This is a genomic window from Streptomyces sp. CB09001, from assembly GCF_003369795.1.
Taxonomy (GTDB): domain Bacteria; phylum Actinomycetota; class Actinomycetes; order Streptomycetales; family Streptomycetaceae; genus Streptomyces.
Map to the genome: position 1 here is coordinate 1,737,916 of NZ_CP026730.1, position 20,921 is coordinate 1,758,836.

20 protein-coding genes are annotated in these 20,921 nt (G+C 73.0%); 12 read left to right on the top strand and 8 right to left on the bottom strand.

The window, feature by feature from the left end; genetic code table 11:
- The first annotated feature begins 243 nt into the window (after positions 1 to 243).
- The 3 genes from panB to C4J65_RS08160 all read left to right on the top strand — a co-directional run bounded on the left by panB (position 244) and on the right by C4J65_RS08160 (position 3,310).
- Positions 244 to 1,119: a 3-methyl-2-oxobutanoate hydroxymethyltransferase gene (panB, locus tag C4J65_RS08150; RefSeq protein ID WP_115741800.1), complete on the top strand. Its 876-nt coding sequence runs from the start codon at positions 244 to 246 to the stop codon at positions 1,117 to 1,119.
- 275 nt (positions 1,120 to 1,394) lie between these two features.
- Positions 1,395 to 2,426: an ATP-binding cassette domain-containing protein gene (locus C4J65_RS08155; protein ID WP_162833076.1), complete on the top strand. Its 1,032-nt coding sequence runs from the start codon at positions 1,395 to 1,397 to the stop codon at positions 2,424 to 2,426.
- Entirely contained in the window at positions 2,423 to 3,310 is an 888-nt protein-coding gene (locus C4J65_RS08160) for an ABC transporter permease (protein ID WP_240330385.1), read from the top strand. Before C4J65_RS08155 ends, C4J65_RS08160 begins: the two co-directional genes overlap by 4 nt.
- Positions 3,311 to 3,331: 21 nt before the next feature.
- Here the strand turns inward: C4J65_RS08160 and C4J65_RS08165 are convergent, their stop codons facing one another.
- Positions 3,332 to 6,742 (bottom strand): BTAD domain-containing putative transcriptional regulator, encoded by a 3,411-nt coding sequence (locus tag C4J65_RS08165; protein WP_115741802.1) that lies wholly within the window; start codon positions 6,740 to 6,742, stop codon positions 3,332 to 3,334.
- A 162-nt stretch (positions 6,743 to 6,904) separates the two neighbouring features.
- On the opposite strand from C4J65_RS08165, the gene C4J65_RS08170 reads away from it, so the two are divergent.
- Positions 6,905 to 7,702 carry a site-2 protease family protein gene (locus C4J65_RS08170; protein WP_115741803.1) on the top strand — a complete coding sequence of 266 codons (798 nt, stop codon included), beginning with the start codon at positions 6,905 to 6,907 and terminating at the stop codon, positions 7,700 to 7,702.
- A gap of 6 nt (positions 7,703 to 7,708) precedes the next feature.
- On the opposite strand, the gene C4J65_RS08175 is transcribed toward C4J65_RS08170, so the two are convergent.
- Positions 7,709 to 7,909, bottom strand: coding sequence for a hypothetical protein (locus C4J65_RS08175; protein WP_016326075.1), 201 nt, complete (start codon positions 7,907 to 7,909; stop codon positions 7,709 to 7,711).
- Between the two features lie 53 nt (positions 7,910 to 7,962).
- Entirely contained in the window at positions 7,963 to 8,682 is a 720-nt protein-coding gene (gene npdG / locus C4J65_RS08180; protein ID WP_115741804.1) for an NADPH-dependent F420 reductase, read from the bottom strand.
- Positions 8,683 to 8,813: 131 nt separating this feature from the next.
- Between npdG and C4J65_RS08185 the strand changes: the two genes are divergently transcribed.
- Both C4J65_RS08185 and C4J65_RS08190 read left to right on the top strand, forming a co-directional pair.
- Positions 8,814 to 9,428 carry a vWA domain-containing protein gene (locus C4J65_RS08185; protein ID WP_115741805.1) on the top strand — a complete coding sequence of 205 codons (615 nt, stop codon included), beginning with the start codon at positions 8,814 to 8,816 and terminating at the stop codon, positions 9,426 to 9,428.
- 723 nt (positions 9,429 to 10,151) lie between these two features.
- Positions 10,152 to 11,447 carry an MFS transporter gene (locus C4J65_RS08190; RefSeq protein WP_115746347.1) on the top strand — a complete coding sequence of 432 codons (1,296 nt, stop codon included), beginning with the start codon at positions 10,152 to 10,154 and terminating at the stop codon, positions 11,445 to 11,447.
- On the opposite strand, the gene C4J65_RS08195 is transcribed toward C4J65_RS08190, so the two are convergent.
- Positions 11,448 to 11,690 (bottom strand): hypothetical protein, encoded by a 243-nt coding sequence (locus tag C4J65_RS08195; protein ID WP_162833077.1) that lies wholly within the window; start codon positions 11,688 to 11,690, stop codon positions 11,448 to 11,450. It abuts the gene before it with no gap.
- Between the two features lie 57 nt (positions 11,691 to 11,747).
- On the opposite strand from C4J65_RS08195, the gene map reads away from it, so the two are divergent.
- Both map and C4J65_RS08205 read left to right on the top strand, forming a co-directional pair.
- On the top strand, positions 11,748 to 12,605 hold the full coding sequence (gene map, locus C4J65_RS08200) for a type I methionyl aminopeptidase (RefSeq protein ID WP_115741806.1): 858 nt from the start codon (positions 11,748 to 11,750) through the stop codon (positions 12,603 to 12,605).
- Positions 12,606 to 12,768: 163 nt separating this feature from the next.
- Positions 12,769 to 13,416: a biliverdin-producing heme oxygenase gene (locus tag C4J65_RS08205; protein WP_115741807.1), complete on the top strand. Its 648-nt coding sequence runs from the start codon at positions 12,769 to 12,771 to the stop codon at positions 13,414 to 13,416.
- A gap of 1 nt (position 13,417) precedes the next feature.
- Here C4J65_RS08205 and C4J65_RS08210 read toward each other — a convergent pair whose 3' ends face one another.
- Complete coding sequence (locus tag C4J65_RS08210; protein ID WP_115741808.1) at positions 13,418 to 14,062, bottom strand: PhzF family phenazine biosynthesis protein; 645 nt, start codon at positions 14,060 to 14,062, stop codon at positions 13,418 to 13,420.
- A 306-nt stretch (positions 14,063 to 14,368) separates the two neighbouring features.
- Between C4J65_RS08210 and efeO the strand changes: the two genes are divergently transcribed.
- Genes efeO through C4J65_RS08230 form a run of 4 tightly spaced genes read left to right on the top strand, consistent with a single transcriptional unit; the run spans position 14,369 to position 18,630 of the window.
- Positions 14,369 to 15,523 (top strand): iron uptake system protein EfeO, encoded by a 1,155-nt coding sequence (efeO, locus tag C4J65_RS08215; RefSeq protein WP_115741809.1) that lies wholly within the window; start codon positions 14,369 to 14,371, stop codon positions 15,521 to 15,523.
- A 14-nt stretch (positions 15,524 to 15,537) separates the two neighbouring features.
- On the top strand, positions 15,538 to 16,806 hold the full coding sequence (efeB, locus tag C4J65_RS08220) for an iron uptake transporter deferrochelatase/peroxidase subunit (RefSeq protein WP_115746348.1): 1,269 nt from the start codon (positions 15,538 to 15,540) through the stop codon (positions 16,804 to 16,806).
- A 2-nt stretch (positions 16,807 to 16,808) separates the two neighbouring features.
- On the top strand, positions 16,809 to 17,681 hold the full coding sequence (gene efeU, locus C4J65_RS08225) for an iron uptake transporter permease EfeU (protein WP_115741810.1): 873 nt from the start codon (positions 16,809 to 16,811) through the stop codon (positions 17,679 to 17,681).
- Positions 17,641 to 18,630: a hypothetical protein gene (locus C4J65_RS08230; protein WP_162833078.1), complete on the top strand. Its 990-nt coding sequence runs from the start codon at positions 17,641 to 17,643 to the stop codon at positions 18,628 to 18,630. Before efeU ends, C4J65_RS08230 begins: the two co-directional genes overlap by 41 nt.
- A 15-nt stretch (positions 18,631 to 18,645) precedes the next feature.
- Here the strand turns inward: C4J65_RS08230 and C4J65_RS08235 are convergent, their stop codons facing one another.
- From C4J65_RS08235 to C4J65_RS08245, 3 genes are all read right to left on the bottom strand, one after another.
- Positions 18,646 to 19,377: a bifunctional DNA primase/polymerase gene (locus C4J65_RS08235; protein ID WP_115741811.1), complete on the bottom strand. Its 732-nt coding sequence runs from the start codon at positions 19,375 to 19,377 to the stop codon at positions 18,646 to 18,648.
- A gap of 105 nt (positions 19,378 to 19,482) precedes the next feature.
- A complete protein-coding gene (locus C4J65_RS08240) occupies positions 19,483 to 20,157 on the bottom strand; it encodes a TetR/AcrR family transcriptional regulator (RefSeq protein WP_115741812.1) in 675 nt (224 codons plus the stop codon).
- A gap of 70 nt (positions 20,158 to 20,227) precedes the next feature.
- Complete coding sequence (locus tag C4J65_RS08245; protein WP_162833550.1) at positions 20,228 to 20,890, bottom strand: response regulator transcription factor; 663 nt, start codon at positions 20,888 to 20,890, stop codon at positions 20,228 to 20,230.
- Positions 20,891 to 20,921 lie beyond the last annotated feature (31 nt).

Consider the following 20,921-nt stretch of genomic DNA (forward strand, 5'->3'; position numbering starts at 1 on the left):
CCCGCCGCCCCTGGACGGCCGTACGGCACGAGGACGTACGGGTCGCCCCGCCGAGTTCCACGCTGTGCCGGGACGGGCCGCTCTGTGACAGAACGGGCACATTTGACCCCATGGGCCGTACTCTGCCCCTCGGCGGGTACGTGACCGGGGTCCCCTAGCCGTCGGGGCGCCACAAGTGCCACCATGGAAGGGATCCGGGGACGCCGTCAGGGCGCCTCGAGATGACATGAAGGAGCCGTTGCCATGACGCAGCTTCCGGCTGCCCAGACGCCGCAGCGCAAGCCCGCCGAGGGGAACAGGGCGCTGTACGGCGGCAAGATCAACCGCCGTATCACCGTCCGGGACATCACCGCCGCCAAGGAGCGCGGCGAGAAGTGGCCCATGCTCACCGCGTACGACGCGATGACCGCCTCCGTCTTCGACGAGTCCGGCATCCCGGTGATGCTGGTCGGCGACTCCGCGGGCAACTGCCACCTCGGCTACGAGACCACGGTGCCCGTCACGCTGGACGAGATGACGATGCTCTCGGCCGCGGTCGTCCGGGGCACCGGCCGCGCCCTGATCGTGGGCGACCTGCCCTTCGGTTCCTATCAGGAGGGCCCGGTGCAGGCGCTGCGCTCGGCGACCCGGCTGGTCAAGGAGGCCGGGGTCGGCGCGGTCAAGCTGGAGGGCGGCGAGCGCTCGCACCGGCAGATCGAGCTGCTGGTGGAGTCCGGCATCCCGGTGATGGCGCACATCGGCCTCACCCCGCAGTCCGTCAACTCCATGGGCTACCGGGTGCAGGGCCGCGGCGAGGAGGCGGCCCAGCAGCTGCTGCGCGACGCCAAGGCGGTGCAGGACGCGGGCGCCTTCGCGGTCGTCCTGGAGCTGGTGCCGGCCGAGCTGGCCGCCGAGGTGACCCGGACGCTGCACATCCCGACGGTCGGCATCGGCGCGGGCCCGGACACCGACGCCCAGGTGCTGGTGTGGACCGACATGCTCGGGCTGACCGGCGGCCGGGTGCCCAAGTTCGTCAAGCAGTACGCCGACCTGCGCAAGGTCATGGGCGACGCGGCGAAGGCGTACGCCGAGGACGTCGTCGGCGGCACGTTCCCCGCGGACGAGCACTCGGTCCACTAGCTCCCGTCCACTAGCTCCCGTCCACCCAGCTCCGCCCACCAGCTCCGTCCACCAGCTCCGTCCACCAGTAGGCCATCGCGGTACGGCCACCGGCCCCGCCGATCTTCCCCCGTCGGCGGGGCCCCTCTTTGCGCCTAAACCGGCGCCGCTCTCGCGGACCTGGTTGCTCACCGTAGTGGTTGCTCAATTGATGGTTGCGGTGGTTGTCGGTGGGATATCGGGGCTGTCGGCGGACTGTCGGCGGTTTGTCGGTGGCCCCTGCCATCGTCTGGGGCATGAAGCGAATCGACGACATCCCCCGGGCCGCGGACAGCGCGGTCACCGTGCGGGGGCTGGTCAAGCACTACGGCGAGACCAAGGCGCTGGACGGCGTCGACCTGGATGTGCGCGAGGGCACCGTGATGGGCGTGCTCGGTCCGAACGGCGCGGGCAAGACCACCCTCGTACGCATCCTGTCCACCCTCATCACCCCCGACTCGGGCCGGGCGCACGTCGTCGGGTACGACGTCGTACGGCAGCCGCGGCAGCTGCGCCGCGTCATAGGGCTGACCGGGCAGTACGCCTCCGTGGACGAGAAGCTCCCCGGCTGGGAGAACCTCTACATGATCGGCCGGCTGCTCGACCTGTCCCGCCGGGACGCGCGCAGCCGCGCCGACGAGCTGCTGGAGCGGTTCTCGCTCACCGAGGCCGGCAAGCGGCCCGCGTCCACCTACTCCGGCGGCATGCGGCGCCGGCTCGACCTGGCCGCCTCCATGATCGGGCGCCCGGCCGTGCTGTTCCTGGACGAGCCCACCACCGGTCTGGACCCGCGCACCCGCAACGAGGTGTGGGACGAGGTCAAGCGCATGGTCGGCGACGGCGTCACCGTGCTGCTCACCACCCAGTACATGGAGGAGGCCGAACAGCTCGCCTCCGAGCTGACCGTCGTGGACCGTGGCAAGGTCATCGCGAACGGCGGCATCGAGGAGCTGAAGGCCAAGGTCGGCGGCCGCACCCTGCGGGTCCGCCCGGCCGACCCGCTGCAACTGCGCCCGCTCGCCGCCTACCTGGACGAGCTGGGCATCACCGGGCTCGCCAGTTCCACGGTGGACACCGAGCGCGGTGCCGTGCTGGTGCCGATCCTCAGCGACGAGCAGCTGACGGCCGTGGTCGGCGCGGTCACCGCGCGCGGCATCACCGTCTCCGCCGTCACCACCGAACTCCCCAGTCTGGACGAGGTCTTCCTGTCCCTCACCGGCCACCGCGCCAGTGCCCCGCAGGACCCCGCCCCGGCCACCGACGACACCCGCGAGGAGGTCGCCGTATGAGCGCCCGCCCGTCTCCCACCGCCACCCCGCCCGAGGCGCTTCGCGCCGCCCCCTCGGCCGCCACCGCTCCGGCCGCCACCACCCCTGCCGCGCTCGCTCCCGACGCTCGCATCTCGCTGCGCGCGCACGTGCGGCACACCGGCGCGCTGGTCCGCCGCAACCTGCTGTGGATCCGGCAGGACCCGGAGTCGATGTTCGACGCGCTGCTGATGCCGATCGTCTTCACCCTGCTGTTCGTGTACGTCTTCGGCGGCTCGATCGGCCAGGCCCTGGGCGGCGGGCAGGACGGCTATGTGCAGTACGTGATCCCCGGCATGATCGCGATGATGAGCATGACGCTGTCCCAGGGCGTCGGCACCGGCTTCAGCCAGGACTTCAACTCCGGTGTCATGGACCGCTTCCGGTCGCTGCCGATCGGGCGCGGCTCGGTGCTCTTCGCGAAGATCGCGGTCGAGATGGCCCGGATGCTGTTCGCCACCACGGTGCTGATGATCGTCGCCGTCCTGGTCGGCTTCGACATCGACCACTGGGCCGGGCTGTTCGCGGCGGTGGGCCTGTCCGCGGTGTTCGCCTCGTCGATCATGTGGGTGTTCCTCACCCTGGGCGTGGTCCTGAAGAACGCGCAGTCCGTGCAGGCGATGGGCTTCATGGTGCTGTTCCCGCTGCAGTTCGGCTCCTCGATCTTCGCGCCGACGCAGTCGATGCCGGGCTGGCTGCAGTCCTTCACCGACTACAACCCGCTGTCCACGCTCGCCGACGCGGCACGCGGACTGATGGTGGGCGGCCCGGTCGCGCACGACCTGTGGATCACGCTCGGCTGGTCGGCGGCGATCACCGCGGTGATGGCGCCGATCGCCGTCCACAAGTTCCGTACGAAGACCTGACCCGCGCACCTGCGGCACGCGTCAGACGAGGGCGACGGCCTCCTCGGGGGAGAGCCGGCCGCCCTCGGCGTACGCGGCGTCGTACGCCTCGGTGCCGAGCGCCCCGCGGACGCGTTCGACGGCCCGCCCGCGCGCGTCCCGCTCCATGCCCGTCGACACGTGCCCCGGCGGGAGCATCGCCTCGGCGGCACCGAGGCACCGGGCGCCGTCCGCGGCCCGGCCGCCGCCGTCCAGGCGGGCCAGGGCCATCGCGGCGATGGTCAGGTACGCGGAGCGCATGTGCGGGGCGATGGCCGCGGACAGCGGGTCCTCGGCCCGTGCCAGCGACTTGCGGATCCCGGTCAGGCACTCCTCGTGCCGGTCCTCAAGCGTGGCGAGCCAGGCCTCGGCGGCGAGGATGAAGGCGTCGAAGACCACGAAGTGCGCGATGGAGAACTCCTCGCGCAGCAGCCGCAGTTGCTCGCCCGCCTCGGCCGTACGCCCGGTCATGCCCAGGTGTCCGGCGAGGAACAGCCGGGCGGCGGGCATCGCGCCGTTGTGCCCCGTCCCGGTCGTGCGGCCGATCACCCCGCGCAGCACCCGCTCGCCGTGCTCCGTGTCGCCCGCCTCGAGCAGCACGCTGCCGAGCCGGGCGTCGAGGATGTCCACCTGGGCGTGGGCACCGAGCCGCTCCGCGTGCTCCGCGGCGGCCCGGTAGTCGGCGGCGGCGCGCCGGTAGTCGCCGACGCGCTCGCGGGCCTCGGCCCGCCCGGAGAGCGCCTCGGCCATGCCCCAGGCGTCGCCGAGCCGGTGGTAGATCTCCAGCGACTCGTCGGCGTCGCGGACCGCGTCGCCCGCCCAGTCGGTGCGGTTGGCGAGCATGTTGGCGCGCATCTGCAGGCCGCCGGCCAGCTCCCACTCGTAGCCCGGGGTCTCGCGGGAGGTGCGCACGGTGGCGTCCATGATCTTGCGCAGCCGTTCCATGTCACCGGTGAGCATCACGGAGTAGAACCAGAGCAGGCCGGGGCTGGAGCAGGTCTGCGGCATCCCCGGCTCGTAGGTGTCCGCGATGACGCGCAGCTTGCGCTGGGCCGCCGGGTTCTGCCACGCGTCCAGCTCCGTGTCCATGCAGGCCAGATGGGCCAGGTGCACCCCGCGCCGGGCCTCGGCGAGGACCTCGCCGGTCATCGGGGGCGGGGCGGACGTGCACCGCTCCCACACCGGCCGGGCGGGGGTGCCCGGTTCGGCGAAGGGGTCCGGGCCGAGTGCCATCACCTCGACGAACCAGTTCCGGGCCTCCACCCGCAGGTCGCGCATCTGCCAGTACCAGACCAGCGACAGCGCCAGGCACAGCGCCTCCTGCTCGTCGCGCTCGGCGATCGCGTGGCGCAGGGCGGTGCGCAGGTTCTCGTACTCGCGCTCCAGCCGCTCGATGGCGGCGAGCTGCTGCGCACCGCGCAGCAACGGGTCGGTGGTGCGGGCGAGTTCGCGGTAGTACGTCAGGTGGGCACGGGCGGCGGCGGCGCGTCCGCCGGCCTCGTCGAGGCGCTCGCCCGCGTATTCGGCGACGGTCTCCAGGAGCCGGTAGCGCATGCCGTCACCGGTCAGGCGGTCGGTCACCGGCGCGGCCACCACGAGGGACTTGTCGACCAGGGAGCCGAGGGCGTCCAGCGCGGCGGGCCCGCACACGGCCTCGGCGGCGGCGAGGTCGCAGCCGCCCGCGAAGACGGACAGCCGCCCCAGCACGTCGCGTTCCTCGGCGTCGAGGAGGTCCCAGGACCAGTCGACGACCGCGCGCAGTGTCTGCTGGCGGGGCAGGACGGTGCGGCTGCCCGAGGTGAGCAGGCGGAAGCGGTCGTCGAGCCGCTCGGCGATCTGGCGCGGGGTGAGCATCCGCAGCCGGGCGGCGGCCAGTTCGATGGCCAGCGGCAGGCCGTCCAGTCGGCGGCAGATCTCGGCGCAGGCGGCGGCGGTCTCCTCGTCGGCGTCGACGCGGAAGCCGGGGCGGGCGGCGGCGCCGCGGTCGGCGAGCAGCCGCAGCGCGGCGGGCTCGGGCAGCGGCTCCACGGGGCGCAGCGACTCTCCCGGCACGCCGAGGGGTTCGCGGCTGGTGGCGAGGACGGTCAGGTGGGGGCAGCGGGCGAGGAGTTCCTCGGTGAGGCGGGCGGCGGCGTCGACGACGTGCTCGCAGTTGTCGAGGACGATCAGCATGCGGCGCCGGCCGCAGTGCTCGACGAGCCGCTCGACGGCGGTGTCCTGCCCCTCGGAGGCGGTGACGGCCCGCATCTCCTCGGCACCGGCGCGGTAGAGCACCGTCTCGCGGGCACCGACGGCGGTCAGCACGGCCTCCGGTACGTCGACGGGGTCGTCCACGGGGGCCAGCTCGGCCAGCCACACCCCGTCGCGGGCCGCGTCCCCCACCCCTTCGGCGGCCTCCTGCGACAGCCGGGTCTTCCCGGCGCCGCCGGGTCCGAGGAGGGTGACGAGCCGGGTGGTCGCCAGGTCGGCACGGAGTGTCTCCACGTCACCGTCCCGGCCGACGAAGGAGGTGAGCCGGGCGCGCAGGTTGCCGCGGGGGCGGGAGCCGGTGGCGGGTGTGCGGGGTGCTTCGGCGGACTCGGACACCTCGGCCGACCTGGGCATCCCGGGCTTTTGGCGTCCCGGCGGGGCGTCGGCGGGCACGGGCCTCGCCGGGTCCGCGGGCGCCAGCAACCCGCCGTGCAGGGCCCGCAGCTCGGGCCCCGGGTCGGTGCCGAGGCGGTCGGCGAGGAGGCGGCGTACGGCCTCGTAGGCGGCCAGTGCCTCGGCGGTGCGGCCGGTGTCGCGCAGGGCGCGCAGGCGCAGCGCCTGGAGGGGCTCGTCCAGGGGGTGGCCGTCGCACAGGGCGGTCAGCTCGGGCAGGGCGTGCTCGGCCTGCCCGAGGTCCAGGGCGGCGGTGTGCCGGGCGCGCAGGGCGTCGAAGTGCCGGGTCTCCCAGCGCGCCGACTCGGCGGTGCGGTCGGGCAGGTCGGCGAGGACGGGGCCGTGCCACAGCGCGAGCGCGTCGTCGAGCACGACGGCCGCCTTGGCGGGGTCGCCGTCGGCGAGGGCGCGGGAGCCCTCACCGGCGAGCCGGTCGAAGCGGTGCAGGTCGACGTCGTCGGCGGCGGCGGCGAGCCGGTACCCGCCGTCGGCCGAGGCGACCGAATCGGCGCCCAGCGCCCGCCGCAGCCGCCCGACCAGGGCCTGCAGGGCACCCGTCGCGTCGGCGGGCGGGTCGCCGTCCCAGACCTCCTCCACCAGCAGTCCCGCGGGGACGGCCCGGCCTGCCCTGAGGGCGAGCACGGTCAGCAGGGCGCGCAGCCGCGCCCCGCCGAGCGGGACGGCCGTGCCGTCGGGACGGAGTACCTGTGTGGTGCCGAGGATGCGATAGCGCACGGGACCATTGTCCCCGCTGCCGTCGGAGCCGGTCACGGGGTTTTGCCCGCACGGCGTGCCCGGCCCCCGCCGCCCCGCTCGTCCCGGGCGCGGAACCGTCCGCCCCGCACGAGACGTTCTCCCCGTGCGCCCGGTACGGTCGGGCAGTCCCGCACCCCGCGGGTGCCCGTCACGCGTGCCCGACAGTCAGGGAGTTCCATGTCCACCGCCACCGCCCGCCCCAGCGACCGGAGGATCAGTCCCGTCTTCCTCGGGATCGTCGCCGTCGCCGCGGTCACGGGCTGGGCCACCTGGACCGGCTTCGCCGAGCAGCCGGGTCTCGCCGTGTTCCTCTTCGTCACGGCGGCGTGGGTCGTGTCGCTGTGCCTGCACGAGTACGCGCACGCCCGCACCGCGCTGCACAGCGGGGACATCTCGGTCGGCGCGAAGGGCTACCTCACGCTCAACCCGGTGAAGTACACGCATGCCCTGCTCAGCATCGTCCTCCCCGTCCTCTTCGTGATCATGGGCGGGATCGGGCTGCCCGGCGGCGCCGTCTTCATCGAGCGCGGGCGGATCCGGGGGCGCTGGCGGCACAGTCTGATCTCGGCGGCGGGCCCGCTGACGAACGTGCTGTTCGCCGTCGTGTGCACGGCGCCGTTCTGGCTGGACGCGCTGGACGGCGTGCCGCGCGACTTCCGGCTGGCGCTGGCGTTCCTGGCGCTGCTCCAGGTCACGGCCGCGATCCTGAACTTCCTGCCGGTGCCGGGCCTGGACGGCTACGGCGTGATCGAGCCCTGGCTGTCGTACAACGTGCGGCGGCAGGTGGAGCCGCTCGCGCCGTTCGGGCTGCTGATCGTGTTCGCGCTGCTGTGGATCCCGGCGCTCAACGGCGTGTTCTTCGACGTGATCGACGCGTTGCTGCGGGGCCTGGGGATCGGCGAGGTCGACACGTACTGCGGCTTCGAGCTGTACCGCTTCTGGCAGACCGACCCGCTGTGCACGCCGGGCGGATGAGGCCGCTCAGCCGGTGACGGACGTGGACGAGGCGGCGCGGCGGGCGTCCCGGCCGCGCTTGGCGTAGTACCAGCACATGTTCGACGACAGCCCCGACAGCAGCACCCACACGACGCCGATCACGACGCTGCCCTGCACGAAGGAGACGACGGCGGCGGCCACCGCGAGTACGCAGACGACCAGGGCGTAGAGGGCGAGGCGGGGCATGGGAACGGCTCCTGTCGGGGGGACACTGGTACCGACCAGTGTCCCCCATCGCCTCATACGTCCGTGACGCGGAGCCCGGCGTGTGCCTTGTAGCGGCGGTTGACGGAGATCAGGTTGGCGACCAGCGACTCGACCTGGTGGGCGTTGCGCAGCCGCCCGGCGAAGACGCCGCGCATGCCGGGGATGCGCCCGGCGAGGGCCTGCACGATCTCCACGTCGGCGCGCTCCTCGCCGAGCACCATCACGTCGGTGTCGATCTCGTCGGTCTCCGGGTCCTGGAGGAGGACCGCCGAGAGGTGGTGGAAGGCGGCGGCGACCCGGCTGTCCGGCAGCAGGGCGGCGGCCTGCTCGGCGGCGCTGCCCTCCTCGGGCTTGAGCGCGTAGGCGCCCTTCTTGTCGAAGCCGAGCGGGTTGACGCAGTCGACGACGAGCTTGCCGGACAGTTCCCCGCGCAGGGATTCGAGGGTCTTGCCGTGGCCGTCCCACGGTACGGCGACGATCACGACGTCGCTGCGGCGGGCGGTCTCGGCGTTGTCGGCACCCTCGACGCCGTGCCCGATCTCCTCGGCGGCGGCCGCGGCGCGCTCGGCGGCGCGGGAGCCGACGATCACCTTCTGGCCGGCCTTGGCGAGGCGGTACGCGAGGCCCTTGCCCTGCGGGCCGGTGCCGCCGAGCACGCCGACGACCAGCCCGGAGACGTCGGGCAGGTCCCAGGGGTCCTTGGCCGGAGCCTTGGCGGGGGCCTTGTGTGCAGCACTGTCGGTAGAGGTCATGGGCCGACCCTACGTCCGCGACGGCCGCCGCAGGGGTACGGGTCCCAGGCGGTGGGAGGCGGTCCCCGGGCCGGGTGAATCCGGGGCGAACGCCGGACCGCGCGCGGGGGGTTGCGGCAGGATGCGACCGCATGGACGCCGTACGGGTCGCGCTGCTGCGGGAAGTGCTCGCCGGGACCGAGTGGCTGGGGGCCACCCGGCGGTTCGCGGGGGCGCTGCGGGGGTCGGTGGTCCCGCACGGGGGCGGTCTGCTGCTGGTGGGCACCCCCGAGTACGAGCCCTGGCACCTGGCGGCGCACCTGGTGGACGAGGCCGCCTGGTCGGGGACGCCGGAGCTGGCACCGACGCTGGTCCGGCACGGCGCGCGCCCCTCGGACCCGGCGCATCTCGCGGTCGGTCTCGGACGGCTGGCGGCGGTCCGGCGCGGGGAGACGCTGCTGGTGGTCACGCCCGAGGACCCCGGTGCCCGGCTCCTGGAGCGGGTGCACGACGCCCGCCGGGCCGGTGCGACGGTGCTGGCGCTGGGTACCGGCCGCGCACCGGGCGAGCGGGAGCTGACGGCGATGGCGCACGAGACGCTGTCCGTCCCGGACGGTGCCGAGCTGGACCTGGACACGGTGCAGCACCTGGTCAGCGCGTCGGCCGGGGAGAACGCGGTGCCGCCGCCCCGGGGCCGCCGCCGCTTCCGCGACCGCCTGTCCCGCCTCGCCGACCACCTGACGGCACCGCCCCCGTCCGGCTGGTGACGACTGCTGACCGCCCCCGTTCAACCGGCGACGCCACACCCCGGCCCGACCCCCCGGCCAGCCATCGGCCGCGGCCCCGTCCGGCTCGTGACAACTGCTGACCGCCCCCGTTCAACCGGCGACGCCACACCCCGGCCCGACCCCCCGGCCAGCCATCGGCCGCGGCCCCGTCCGGCTCGTGACAACTGCTGACCGCCCCCGTTCAACCGGCGACGCCACCCCCCGGCCCGACCCCCCGTCCAGCCATCGGCCGCGGCCCCCGACGGACCAGCCGCGCCTTCCGCCCGGCGCCCTCCACACAGACCGCACCCCAACGACCAGCCGCGCCTTCCGCCCGGCGCCCTCCGCACGGACCGCACCCCAACGACCAGCCACGCCCTCCGCACGGCGCCCTCCGCACGGACCGCGCCCCGACGACCAACCACGCCCTCCACCCGGCGCCCTCCCCACGGACCGCGCCTCGACGCCTGCCGCCGCCGTCCGGCCGCCGTAACCGCCGCGCCCCGACACCCGACCGACCCGAGCCCGGCCCATGACGGCCACAGTCCCGCCCGCGGCTGCCGCCCCCCCCTGCCGACCACAACCCGGCCGGACGGGATCGGCGTGGGCCGGTCGTCCGTCGCCGTCGGAAAACCGGTTGCCCGTGCTCGTCCCGCCGACGGACGATGACCCTTCGTGACCGACACCTCCCCCTCCGACGCTCCCGTCGGCAAGGGCGCCGACGTGCCCGACGAGCCACCCGGCGGCCTGCGTGCCCTGCTGCCCGACCTGTCCCCCTGGCGGGCCTCCCCGGACTTCCGGCGGCTCTGGGTTTCGGGTCTGATCACGAACTTCGGCAGCTTCCTGACCTTCGTCGCGCTGCCGGTGCAGATCAAGGAGCTGACGGGCTCGGCGGCCGCGGTGGGCGCGATCGGTGCCGTGGAGCTGGTGCCGCTGGTGGTGTTCGGGCTGTACGGCGGGGCGCTGGCCGACGCCTGGGACAAACGGCGGCTGATCCTGTGGACGGAGGCCGGTCAGGGCGTGGCGTGCGTGGCGCTGCTGGTCAACGCGCTGATGCCGAGCCCGGCCGTGTGGCCGCTGTATGTGATCGCCGCGTTCACCTCGGCGCTGGGGGCGGTGCAGCGCCCGGCCCTGGACTCGCTGATCCCGCGGATAGTGGCCCACGAGCACCTGCCGGCGGCCGCCTCGCTGAACGCGCTGCGCTGGCAGGTCGGCGGAGTCGCCGGACCGGCGCTGGCGGGCGTGGTGGTGGCGTACGCGGGTCTCGGCTGGGCGTACGCGGTGGACCTGGTCACCTTCGCCGCCTCGGTGGCGCTGGTGGCGGGGCTCGCCTCCTCGCCCGCCTCGCACGAGGCGCGCAGGCCGTCGTGGGCGGCGATCGCCGAGGGCGCCCGGTACGCGTGGAGCCGCAAGGAGTTGCTGGGCACCTACGCGGTCGACCTCGCGGCGATGCTCCTGGCGATGCCGCTCGCGGTGCTGCCGTTCCTGGCCGACGAGTTGGACGCGGAGTGGTCGCTCGGGCTGATGTACGCGGCGATTCCGGCGGGCTCGCTGCTGGTGAGCGTGAGCAGCGGGTGGACGTCGCGGGTGCACCGGCACGGGCGGATGGTGGTGCTCGCGGCGGCCGGGTGGGGCGCGGCGATCGCCGCCGCGGGCTTCGCCGGGAACGTGTGGCTGGTGCTGCTGTGCTTCGTGTTCGCCGGTGCCTGTGACATGGTCAGCGGCGTCTTCCGCAGCGCGATGTGGAACCAGACCATCCCGGACGAGCTGCGCGGCCGGCTCGCCGGGATCGAGCTGCTGTCGTACTCGGTGGGTCCGCAGCTCGGCCAGGTCCGGGCGGGCGGCACGGCCGCGCTCGTCGGGGTGCGGGCGTCGGTGTGGTCGGGCGGGTTGCTGTGCGCGGGCGCGGTGGGGGTGCTGGCGCTGTGCCTGCCGACGATGATGACGTACGACGCGCGGACGAACGAGCACGCGGTGCGGCTGCGCGAGAAGCGCGCAGCCGACGCCGCGGGCGGCTGATCAGTCGTCCCGGTCGCCGTCGGAGCTTCCCGGGGCGGCGGCGTCGTGCCACCTGGGGTCGTTCTCCCACTCCAGGTTGCGCTCGCGGGCGGTCTGCATCGCGTGCTCGGCCTCGGCCCGGGTGGCATACGGTCCGAAGCGGTCCCTGCCCGGGCAGTCCGGGCCCTCCTCGACCTTCTGATGCTCCAGGCAGTAGTACCACTCGCCCGGTTTGCCGACCGTGCGCTTCTTGAACAGGGCCATGGGCAGCTCCTCTCGCCACCGACATGTTCCCCCACGGCCGCTGGTTAGACTCGCTGCATGTCTGGCCAGTCGCTGCTCGTACCAGGGGAGCTGTCTCCCACCCGTTCCGTGCCCGGAAACATCCGCCGGCCCGAGTACGTCGGCAAACCCGCGCCGACGCCGTACACCGGCCCCGAGGTGCAGACGCCCGAGACGGTCGAGGCGATGCGCGTGGCCGGGCGGATCGCGGCGCGGGCGATGGAGGAGGCCGCGAAGCACATCGCGCCCGGCGTGACGACGGACGAGCTGGACCGGGTGGCGCACGCGTACATGTGCGACCACGGCGCCTACCCCTCGACGCTCGGCTACCGGGGCTACCCCAAGTCCCTGTGCAGCTCGGTCAACGAGGTCATCTGCCACGGCATCCCCGACTCCACGGTGCTGCACGACGGCGACATCGTGAACCTGGACGTGACGGCGTACATCGGCGGGGTGCACGGCGACAACAACGCGACCTACCTGGTCGGCGACGTGGACGAGGAGAGCCGGCTGCTGGTCGAGCGGACCCGGGAGTCGCTGGCCCGCGCGATCAAGGCGGTCAGGCCGGGCCGGCAGATCAACATCATCGGCCGCGTCATCGAGTCGTACGCGAAGCGGTTCGGCTACGGGGTGGTGCGGGACTTCACCGGCCACGGCATCAACTCGTCCTTCCACTCGGGGCTCATCGTCCCGCACTACGACAGCCCGCACGCGACGACCGTCATCCAGCCCGGGATGACCTTCACGATCGAGCCGATGCTGACGCTCGGCACCCACGAGTACGACATGTGGGACGACGGCTGGACGGTCGTGACGAAGGACCGCAGGCGGACCGCGCAGTTCGAGCACACGCTGGTGGTGACGGACTCGGGCGCGGAGATCCTCACGCTGCCCTGACCCCTGACCCCTGACCCCTGGCCCCTGCCTCTGATCCGCGTCGCTCGACGGCCCGCTCTCCCCGGAGGGCGGGCCGTTTCGCGTCGGGGTGGGTACGCTTTTACCGACAGCCCGTCGGTAAACCTATTGACTTAGGTAAGCCTAACCACAGAAACTCGTGCCCATGGACTCCTTCTCGACGCTCATCCGCACCGCCTCCCACGAGCAGCACGTGGAGGCGGAGACCTCGACGTTCATGAGCGACCTGCTGGGCGGACGGCTCGGTGTCGACGCCTACGCGCGCTACACCGAGCAGCTGTGGTTCGTCTACGAAGCCCTGGAGGCGGCCGCCGGACGGCTGGCGGCGGACCCGGTGGCCGGGCCGTTCGTCCGGCCAGAGCTGCTGCGGCTGGCCTCCCTGGAGCGGGACCTGGCACACCTGCGCGGCGCCGACTGGCGCGCGGGCCTGACCGCCCTGCCCGCGACCGAGGCGTACGCGGCCCGGGTGCGCGAGTGCGCCGAGGAGTGGCCGGCCGGCTACATCGCCCACCACTACACGCGCTACCTGGGCGACCTGTCGGGCGGGCAGATCATCCGGGACAAGGCCGAGCGGACGTGGGGCTTCGCCAGGAAGGGCGACGGGGTCCGCTTCTACGTCTTCGAGGAGATCTCCAACCCGGCCGCGTTCAAGCGGGAGTACCGCGAACTGCTGGACGGCATCCGTGCGGACGACCTGGAGAAGCAGCGGGTCGTCGCCGAGTGCAAGCGTGCCTTCGCCCTGAACACGGCGGTGTTCCGGGCCCTGGGCGAGGAGTTCCCCCTGTCCGCCTGAGTCACCGCTCCAGGCGTACCCGCCCGCCGATCTCCACCCAGCCCTCGGGCTGCGGCGCGGTGAGGATCTGGGAGCCGGTTCCCTGCGTGATGTTGAGGGCGCGGCCCAGCCGTTCGGTGAGCAGCAGGGCCGCCGCCCCCGTCGCCTCGTCCTCGTCGATGCCGTCGTCGCGACCGGGGAAGGCGCGGGCCCGCACCCGTCCCGCCGCCTCGTCCTCCCACGCCCAGGCGTAGAGCCACTCGCCCTTCGGGGGCACCGCGAGGCCCTCGACCTCGGCGACGGTGGCGTACTGGCGCAGGGTGCGCGGCGGCGCCCACTCGGGGCGGGCCTCGATCCAGCTGAACTCCCCGTCCAGCCGGGCACCCACCACCCCGGCCGGCATGACGAGTTCGGGCACGTCGAGGAGCCAGGCGGTGCCGACGCAGGGGTGCCCGGCGAAGGGCAGGCGCAGGGTGGGCGTGTAGATGTCGACGACGCCGCGCTCCGGATCGTCGACGAACACGGTCTCGCTGAAGCCGAGTTTCGCGGCCAGCTCCTGCCGCCGCTCGGGCTCCGGCAGTACGGATCCGTCCCGGACGACGCCCAGTTCGTTGCCGTATCCACCGTTGGGCGCGCAGAAGACGCGGAGCACGTCGTAGTCGGTCACCGGGGCATTCAAGCATCACCGACGGGCTGTCCGGTCGTCCTCCCGCTCCGCTCACCATGACGTGCTCCGCCATCCGCCATCCGCCGGGCGCCGGGCGGATGGCGCCGATCGTCTTTGACGCACCTTTGACCTCCCCATGGGCACCTCATTGAGCCACCGTGACCGGCCCGTGCTCATACACCGTCCATGAGATTCGGATCACCGTATGGACGGGTCGTACTTAGGAAATCCTTAGATACGTTAGGGCAGCCTCACCTTCCCCGTGAGGCCCGTCACGCGCACTTTCGGCCACCCTTGGAGCCCCGCATGCGAGCCGCCAGACTCACCGCCGTCACCGCCGTCGCCACCGCCGCGGCCCTGGCCGCCGTCACGGGATGCACGGAGAAGAGCGGCGCCGAGGACGGCGAGCACGTCATCACGGTGACGGCGACGGACGACAAGTGCGAGGTGTCGAAGGCCGAGTTCCCGGCCGGTCACGTCGAACTCGCCGTCGAGAACAAGGGCTCCAAGGTCACCGAGGTCTACCTTCTCTTCCCCGACGACCGGGTGGTCACCGAGCGGGAGAACATCGGCCCCGGCACCAAGCAGCGGGTCACCGCCGAGGTGAAGGCGGGCGACTACCGGATCGCCTGCAAGCCCGGCATGAAGGGCAAGGGCATCCGCCAGGACGTGAAGGCCACCGGCGGCAAGGCCGCCGCCCGCGACCCGCGCCTCGACGAGGCCGTGGCCGCCTACCGCCAGTACGTGCAGCAGCAGGCCGACGAGACCCTGCCGAAGGCGGAGGCGTTCGCGAAGGCCGTCCGGGCCGGTGACCTTCAGGCCGCGAAGAAGGCGTACGCCCCCTCCCGTATCGGCTGGGAGCGCACCGAGCCGGTCGCGGAGTCCTTCGGCGACATCGACCCGAAGGTCGACGTCCGCGAGGACGGCCTGGAGGACGGCCAGGACCCGGCGACCGACTGGACCGGCTGGCACCGCCTGGAGAAGGCGCTGTGGCAGGACGGGAAGATCGGCGACCGGGAGAAGGAGCTGGCCGCCACCCTGGTCACCGACCTGAAGGACTGGCAGAACCGGGTCGGCAAGGCCGAGATCACCCCCACCTCCATGGCCAACGGCGCCAAGGAGCTGCTCGACGAGGTCGCCACCGGCAAGGTCACCGGCGAGGAGGAGCGCTACTCGCACACCGACCTGGTCGACTTCAAGGCCAACGTGGAGGGCGCGCAGCAGTCGTACGCGCTGCTGAAGCCGGTCGCGAAGGAGAACGACGCGGCGCTGACGAAGGAACTGGACCGCCAGTTCGCGGGGCTGGACAAGCTGCTCGACCAGTACCGCCCGAACACCTCCTCCTACGAGTTCACCTCCTACGACAAGGTCGGCAAGGCGGACCGCAAGGAGCTGTCGGACGCGGTCAACGCGCTCGCGGAGCCGCTGTCCAAGCTGGCCGCGGCCGTGGTCACGAAGTAGGAGTGGAGGGCGAGATGACGGACACCGAGTCCCCCGCACCGGCCCCCGCCCCCTCCCCCTCCCGGCGGTCGCTGATCGGCTGGGGCGGCGCGGGCCTCGCGCTCGGCGCCGCCGCGGCGGCCGGCGGGGCGGTGGCGGTGGACCGCACCGGCGACGACGTGGACCCGGCCGGCGCCGACGCGGGCTCCGCCGTGCCCTTCCACGGGGCGCATCAGGCGGGCATCGCCACGCCGGTGCAGGACCGCCTGCACTTCGCGGCGTTCGACGTGACGACCGAGGACCGTGCCGCCTTCGTGGCACTGCTCAAGGAGTGGACGGCGGCGGCCCGCCGGATGACCGCCGGTCACGCGGTGGGCGAGGGCGCCTACGGCGGCCTGCCCGAGGCCCCGCCGGACGACACCGGCGAGGCGCTGGGCCTCAGACCGTCCCGGCTGACCCTCACCATCGGCTTCGGGCCGTCCCTCTTCGCGAGGTTCGGCCTCGCCGGCCGGCGCCCCGAGGCCCTGGCCGACCTGCCCAAGTTCCCCGGGGACAACCTCGACAAGGCCCGCAGCGGCGGCGACCTGTGCGTCCAGGCCTGCGCCGACGACCCCCAGGTCGCCGTGCACGCGATCCGCAACCTCGCCCGCATCGGCTTCGGCAAGGTCGTCGTGCGCTGGTCGCAGCTCGGCTTCGGCAAGACCTCGTCCACGACGCCCGACGAACAGACCCCGCGCAACCTGCTCGGCTTCAAGGACGGCACCCGCAACATCGCGGGCACGGAGAAGGACCGCCTGGAGAAGTTCGTCTGGGCCGCCGAGAAGGACGGACCGGCCTGGATGGCAGGCGGTTCGTACCTCGTCGCCCGGCGCATCCGCATGCACATCGAGACCTGGGACCGTACCTCCCTCCAGGAGCAGGAGGACGTGTTCGGCCGGGACAAGGGCGAGGGCGCGCCGGTCGGCAAGGCCGAGGAACGCGACGAGCCGTTCCTGAAGGCGATGAAGCCCGACGCGCACGTCCGGCTCGCGCACCCCGACTCCAACGGCGGGGCGACGCTGCTGCGCCGCGGCTACTCCTTCACCGACGGCACGGACGGCCTGGGCCGCCTGGACGCCGGCCTGTTCTTCCTCGCCTACCAGCGCGACATCCGCACGGGCTTCGTCCCCGTGCAGCGCAGTCTGGCGACGGACGCGCTCAACGAGTACATCCAGCACGTGGGTTCGGCGGTCTTCGCCGTGCCGCCCGGGGTCCGCGACGCGGACGACTGGTGGGGCAGCACGCTGTTCGGCAAGGAGGCGTAACCGTGTTCTCGAACTACCTGATCGGCCTGCGCGAGGGCCTGGAGGCTTCCCTCGTCGTCTGCATCCTCATCGCCTACCTGGTCAAGACGGACCGCCGGGACGCCCTGAAACCGATCTGGGCGGGCATCGGCGTCGCGATCGCCATCGCGCTCGGCTTCGGCTGCGCGCTGGAGTTCGGCTCGCAGGAGCTGACGTTCAAGGCGCAGGAGGCGCTGGGCGGTTCGCTCTCCGTCCTGGCCGTGGTCCTGGTGACGTGGATGGTCTTCTGGATGCGCCGCACCGCCCGCCACCTCAAGACGGAGCTGCACGGCAGGCTGGACGCGGCCCTCGCCATGGGCACCGGGGCGCTGGTGGCCACCGCGTTCCTGGCGGTGGGCCGGGAGGGCCTGGAGACGGCGCTGTTCGTGTGGGCGTCGGTGCACGCGGCGAGCGACGGCACCCCGCGCCCGCTGATCGGCGTGGCCCTGGGACTGGCCACGGCGGTGCTGCTCGGCTGGCTGTTCTACCGGGGCGCGCTGCGTATCAACCTGGCCCGGTTCTTCACCTGGACCGGCGGCATGCTGGTGGTCGTGGCGGCGGGCGTCCTGGCCTACGGCGTGCACGACCTCCAGGAGGCCGACCTGGTGCCGGGCCTGACGAACCTGGCCTTCGACATCAGCAACACGGTCGACCCGGCCAGCTGGTACGGCACCCTGCTCAAGGGCGTGTTCAACTTCCAGCCCGACCCGACCGTCCTCCAGGTCACGGTGTGGCTGCTGTACCTGGTCCCGACGCTCGCGCTCTTCCTCGCCCCGGTAGGGTTCGCCTCCGGGAAGGGGAAGGTGAAGGAACCTGATGAGCCAGGATCGCGGCCCTCGAAGGCCCCGCAGGCTTGAGAAGTACGCGCTCATATCCGCCTCGGCGACCGCTTTGTCGCTGACGGCGAGCGGCTGCGTGGTGGTGCACGGTGAGCGCGAGGTACTCCCCTCGGCAACCCGGGCGGAGGCCGCGAAGGCGCTGGAGCAGTTCACCACCGCCTACAACGCGGCCGACAAGGCGTACGACGCCTCCCTGGACGCCGACCACACCACCGGCGCCCTCGCCGCGATCGACTCGGCGCGGCTGAAGGCGGGGGCGGCCAACCACCCGGACGGCAATGCGGCGCACGAGCCGCTGGAGCTGACCGACGCGAAGTTCACGATCCCGAAGAAGGCGGGCTGGCCGCGCTGGTTCGTCGCGGACACCGAGGCCAACAAGGGCGGCAAGGCACGCTGGTTGCTGGTCTTCACCCGGGGCGGCCTGGAGGAGACCTGGGAGGCGGCGTACCTGACGCTGGTGGCCCCCGGCAGGGTGCCCGAGTTCAAGACCGACCAGGACGGCTGGGCCGAGGCCGTGCCCGCGAACGCCACCGACGTGAGCGTCCCGCCGGCCGGCCTGAGCAAGGGCTACACGACGTATCTGCAGGACGGCGGGAAGACCTTCGCGGACGGTGTGCACACCAGCTCCTGGCGCGGGCTGCGCGAGAAGCGCTCGACCCGCCCCGGTCTGGTCACCCAGTACATCGACGAGCCGCTGACGAACGGCGACTACGCGCCGCTGGCACTGCGCACCAAGGACGGCGGCGCGCTGGTGTTCTTCACCTCGCGCCACTTCGAGAAGCAGACCGCGGCGCGGGGCGCGTCCGTGCCGACGCCGAACAAGGACGTGCTGGCGCTGACGGACGGCGAGATCAAGCAGTCGCTGACGATGGAGTTCGTCTCCAACGAGGTCGCGCTCGATCCGGCGGACGGGCAGGTGTCGGTGCTGGGCCGGGTCCAGGGCCTCACCTCGGGCAAGGGCGAATAGGAGAGCCCGGGGCACTCAGCGGCGCAGCGGCCAGGAGGCTCCCTCGTGGTCGCCCTCCGCACCGGCGTGCCGGGCACAGGCGTCGGTGAGGGTCTCCAGCAGGGTCAGCGGGTCCGGCAGCGGATGCTCGGGGCCGCGCACCCAGTGCACCGTGCGGTGTTCCCCGGGCAGCCGGGCGGGCGGTACCAGCACGTAGGAACCGCGGCAGTGCCAGCGCAGTCCCGGGTGCTCGTCCATGGTCTCGGGGTGGCAGTCCAGCTCGCAGGGCCACCACTCGTCCTCGTCCTCGGGCGTGCCCCGGGTGAGGGTGAACAGCAGCAGGCGCCCGTCGTCGCTCTCGGCGACCGGCCCGACCTCGACACCGGCGGCGAGCAACCGCTCCACCGCCTCCCGACCGGCCTCCAGCGGCACGTCGAGCACATCGTGCACCATGCCGGTGGCGGTGATGAAGTTGGCCTCGGGCTGGTGCCGGGCCCAGCGCTCGATCTGACCACGGTCGGTGGTGGACTGCGTCTGCCAGGCGAACGACACCGGGTGCCGGGCGGGGGTGGGACAGCCCACGCGGTCGCAGGAGCAACGGTATCCGGCGGGGTGCGCGGCGGGCGCCAGGGGCAGTCCGGCACCGGCGGCGGCGAGCAGCAGATCCTCCCGGCCACCGTCTCCGGCGGCCTCCTTGGGGCGGCGTCCGCGCAGCCACGAGGAGAGTTTGCCCTGCAGACCGCTCCGACCGCCGAACTCCGCGCTCATCTATCCCCTTGCCTCGCCGTCGTGCGCACCAGCATGCCCTATCGTCGCACCATTGCGCGCTTCGGGGTCGTGAAGGGACAAACTTCCCTGGTCAGGCGTCTTCGGTCACCGTGGGGCGAGCCCGTGCAGCGCGTAGTCGACGAGGGTGTCGGTGTAGGCGTAGGAGATCGGCGCGGTGTGCTGGAGCCAGCGCTGGGCGAGCGGCGAGACGAAGAGTTCCAGCGCGATGCGCGGGTCGATCTCCGGCCGCACCTGTCCGGCCGCCTGTGCGGCCCGCAGACGGTCGACGTGGAGCTGGAGCGAGGGCTCCAGCAGCTTGGCGACGAACTCCCGGCCGAGCTGTTCGTTGACGAGCCCCTCGGCGGCCAGGGCACGGGACGGCGCCTCGAACTTCGGGTCGTACAGCTGGTCGACGGTGGCGCGCAGTACGGCCTTGAGGTCGGCGGCGATGTCACCCGTGTCCGGAATCGCGTAGGGCTCGCCCTGCCCCTGCCCCTGCCCCTGCCCCTGCCCCTGTACGGCCTGTTCACCGAGATCGAGGAAGGCCTCCAGCAGGACCTGCGCCTTCGAGGACCACCACCGGTAGATCGTCTGCTTGCCGACACCGGCGCGGGCCGCGATGCCCTCGATCGTGGTTTTGGGGTAGCCGACCTCGCCGACCAGGGCGAGGGCGGCGTCGTAGATGGCCTGGCGGGACCGCTGGCTGCGCCGGGTGGCGTCGGGGTGCGGCCGCTCGGCGGCGGAGGTCGTGGTGCGGGCGGATTTCCGGGTGGTGGCCATGTCCCGAAGCTACCAGGCCGACAAGACGGAACGTCTCGCGCCGACCGTGGGCGCCGTCCCCTCCCTCCGCTCAGTGGCGTGGCGCCCGCGCGTTCTCCAGGTAGTGCAGAACGGCCGCCACCCGCCGGTCGACCTGGTCGGCCGGGGACAGGTCGAGCTTGGCGAAGATGCTGCGGATGTGCTTGTGGACGGCTCCGTCGGTGACCACGAGCCGTCCGGCGATGGCACTGTTGCCCAGGCCCTCGGCCATCAGACCGAGCACCTCCCGCTCCCGCGGACTGAGACGCTCCAGACGCGTGTCCTGGCGCGTCCGGGTGAACAACTGGGCGACGACCTCGGGGTCGATGGCGGTGCCGCCGCCCGCGACCCGCCCGAGCGCGTCCATGAACTCCTCGACCCGCCCCACGCGTTCCTTGAGCAGGTAGCCGAGGCCGCCCACTCCCCCGGTCAGCAGGTCGGTGGCGAAGGACTGCTCCACGTACGCGGACAGCACCAGAACGGCGAGTCCGGGGCGCCGCCGCCGTGCCTCGACGGCCGCGCGGACGCCTTCGTCGGTGTGGGTGGGCGGCATCCGCACATCGAGGATGGCCACGTCGGGCTCGTGCTCGCCGATGGCCGCGAGCACCGACTCGGCGGTGTCCGCGGTGGCGACCACGTCCAGGCCCTCGGCCCGCAGCAGCAGGGCGAGACCCTCGCGCAGCAGCGGATCGTCCTCGGCGATCACGATCCGCAGGGCGCGGTGCACGTCACGTTCCACTTCTTCG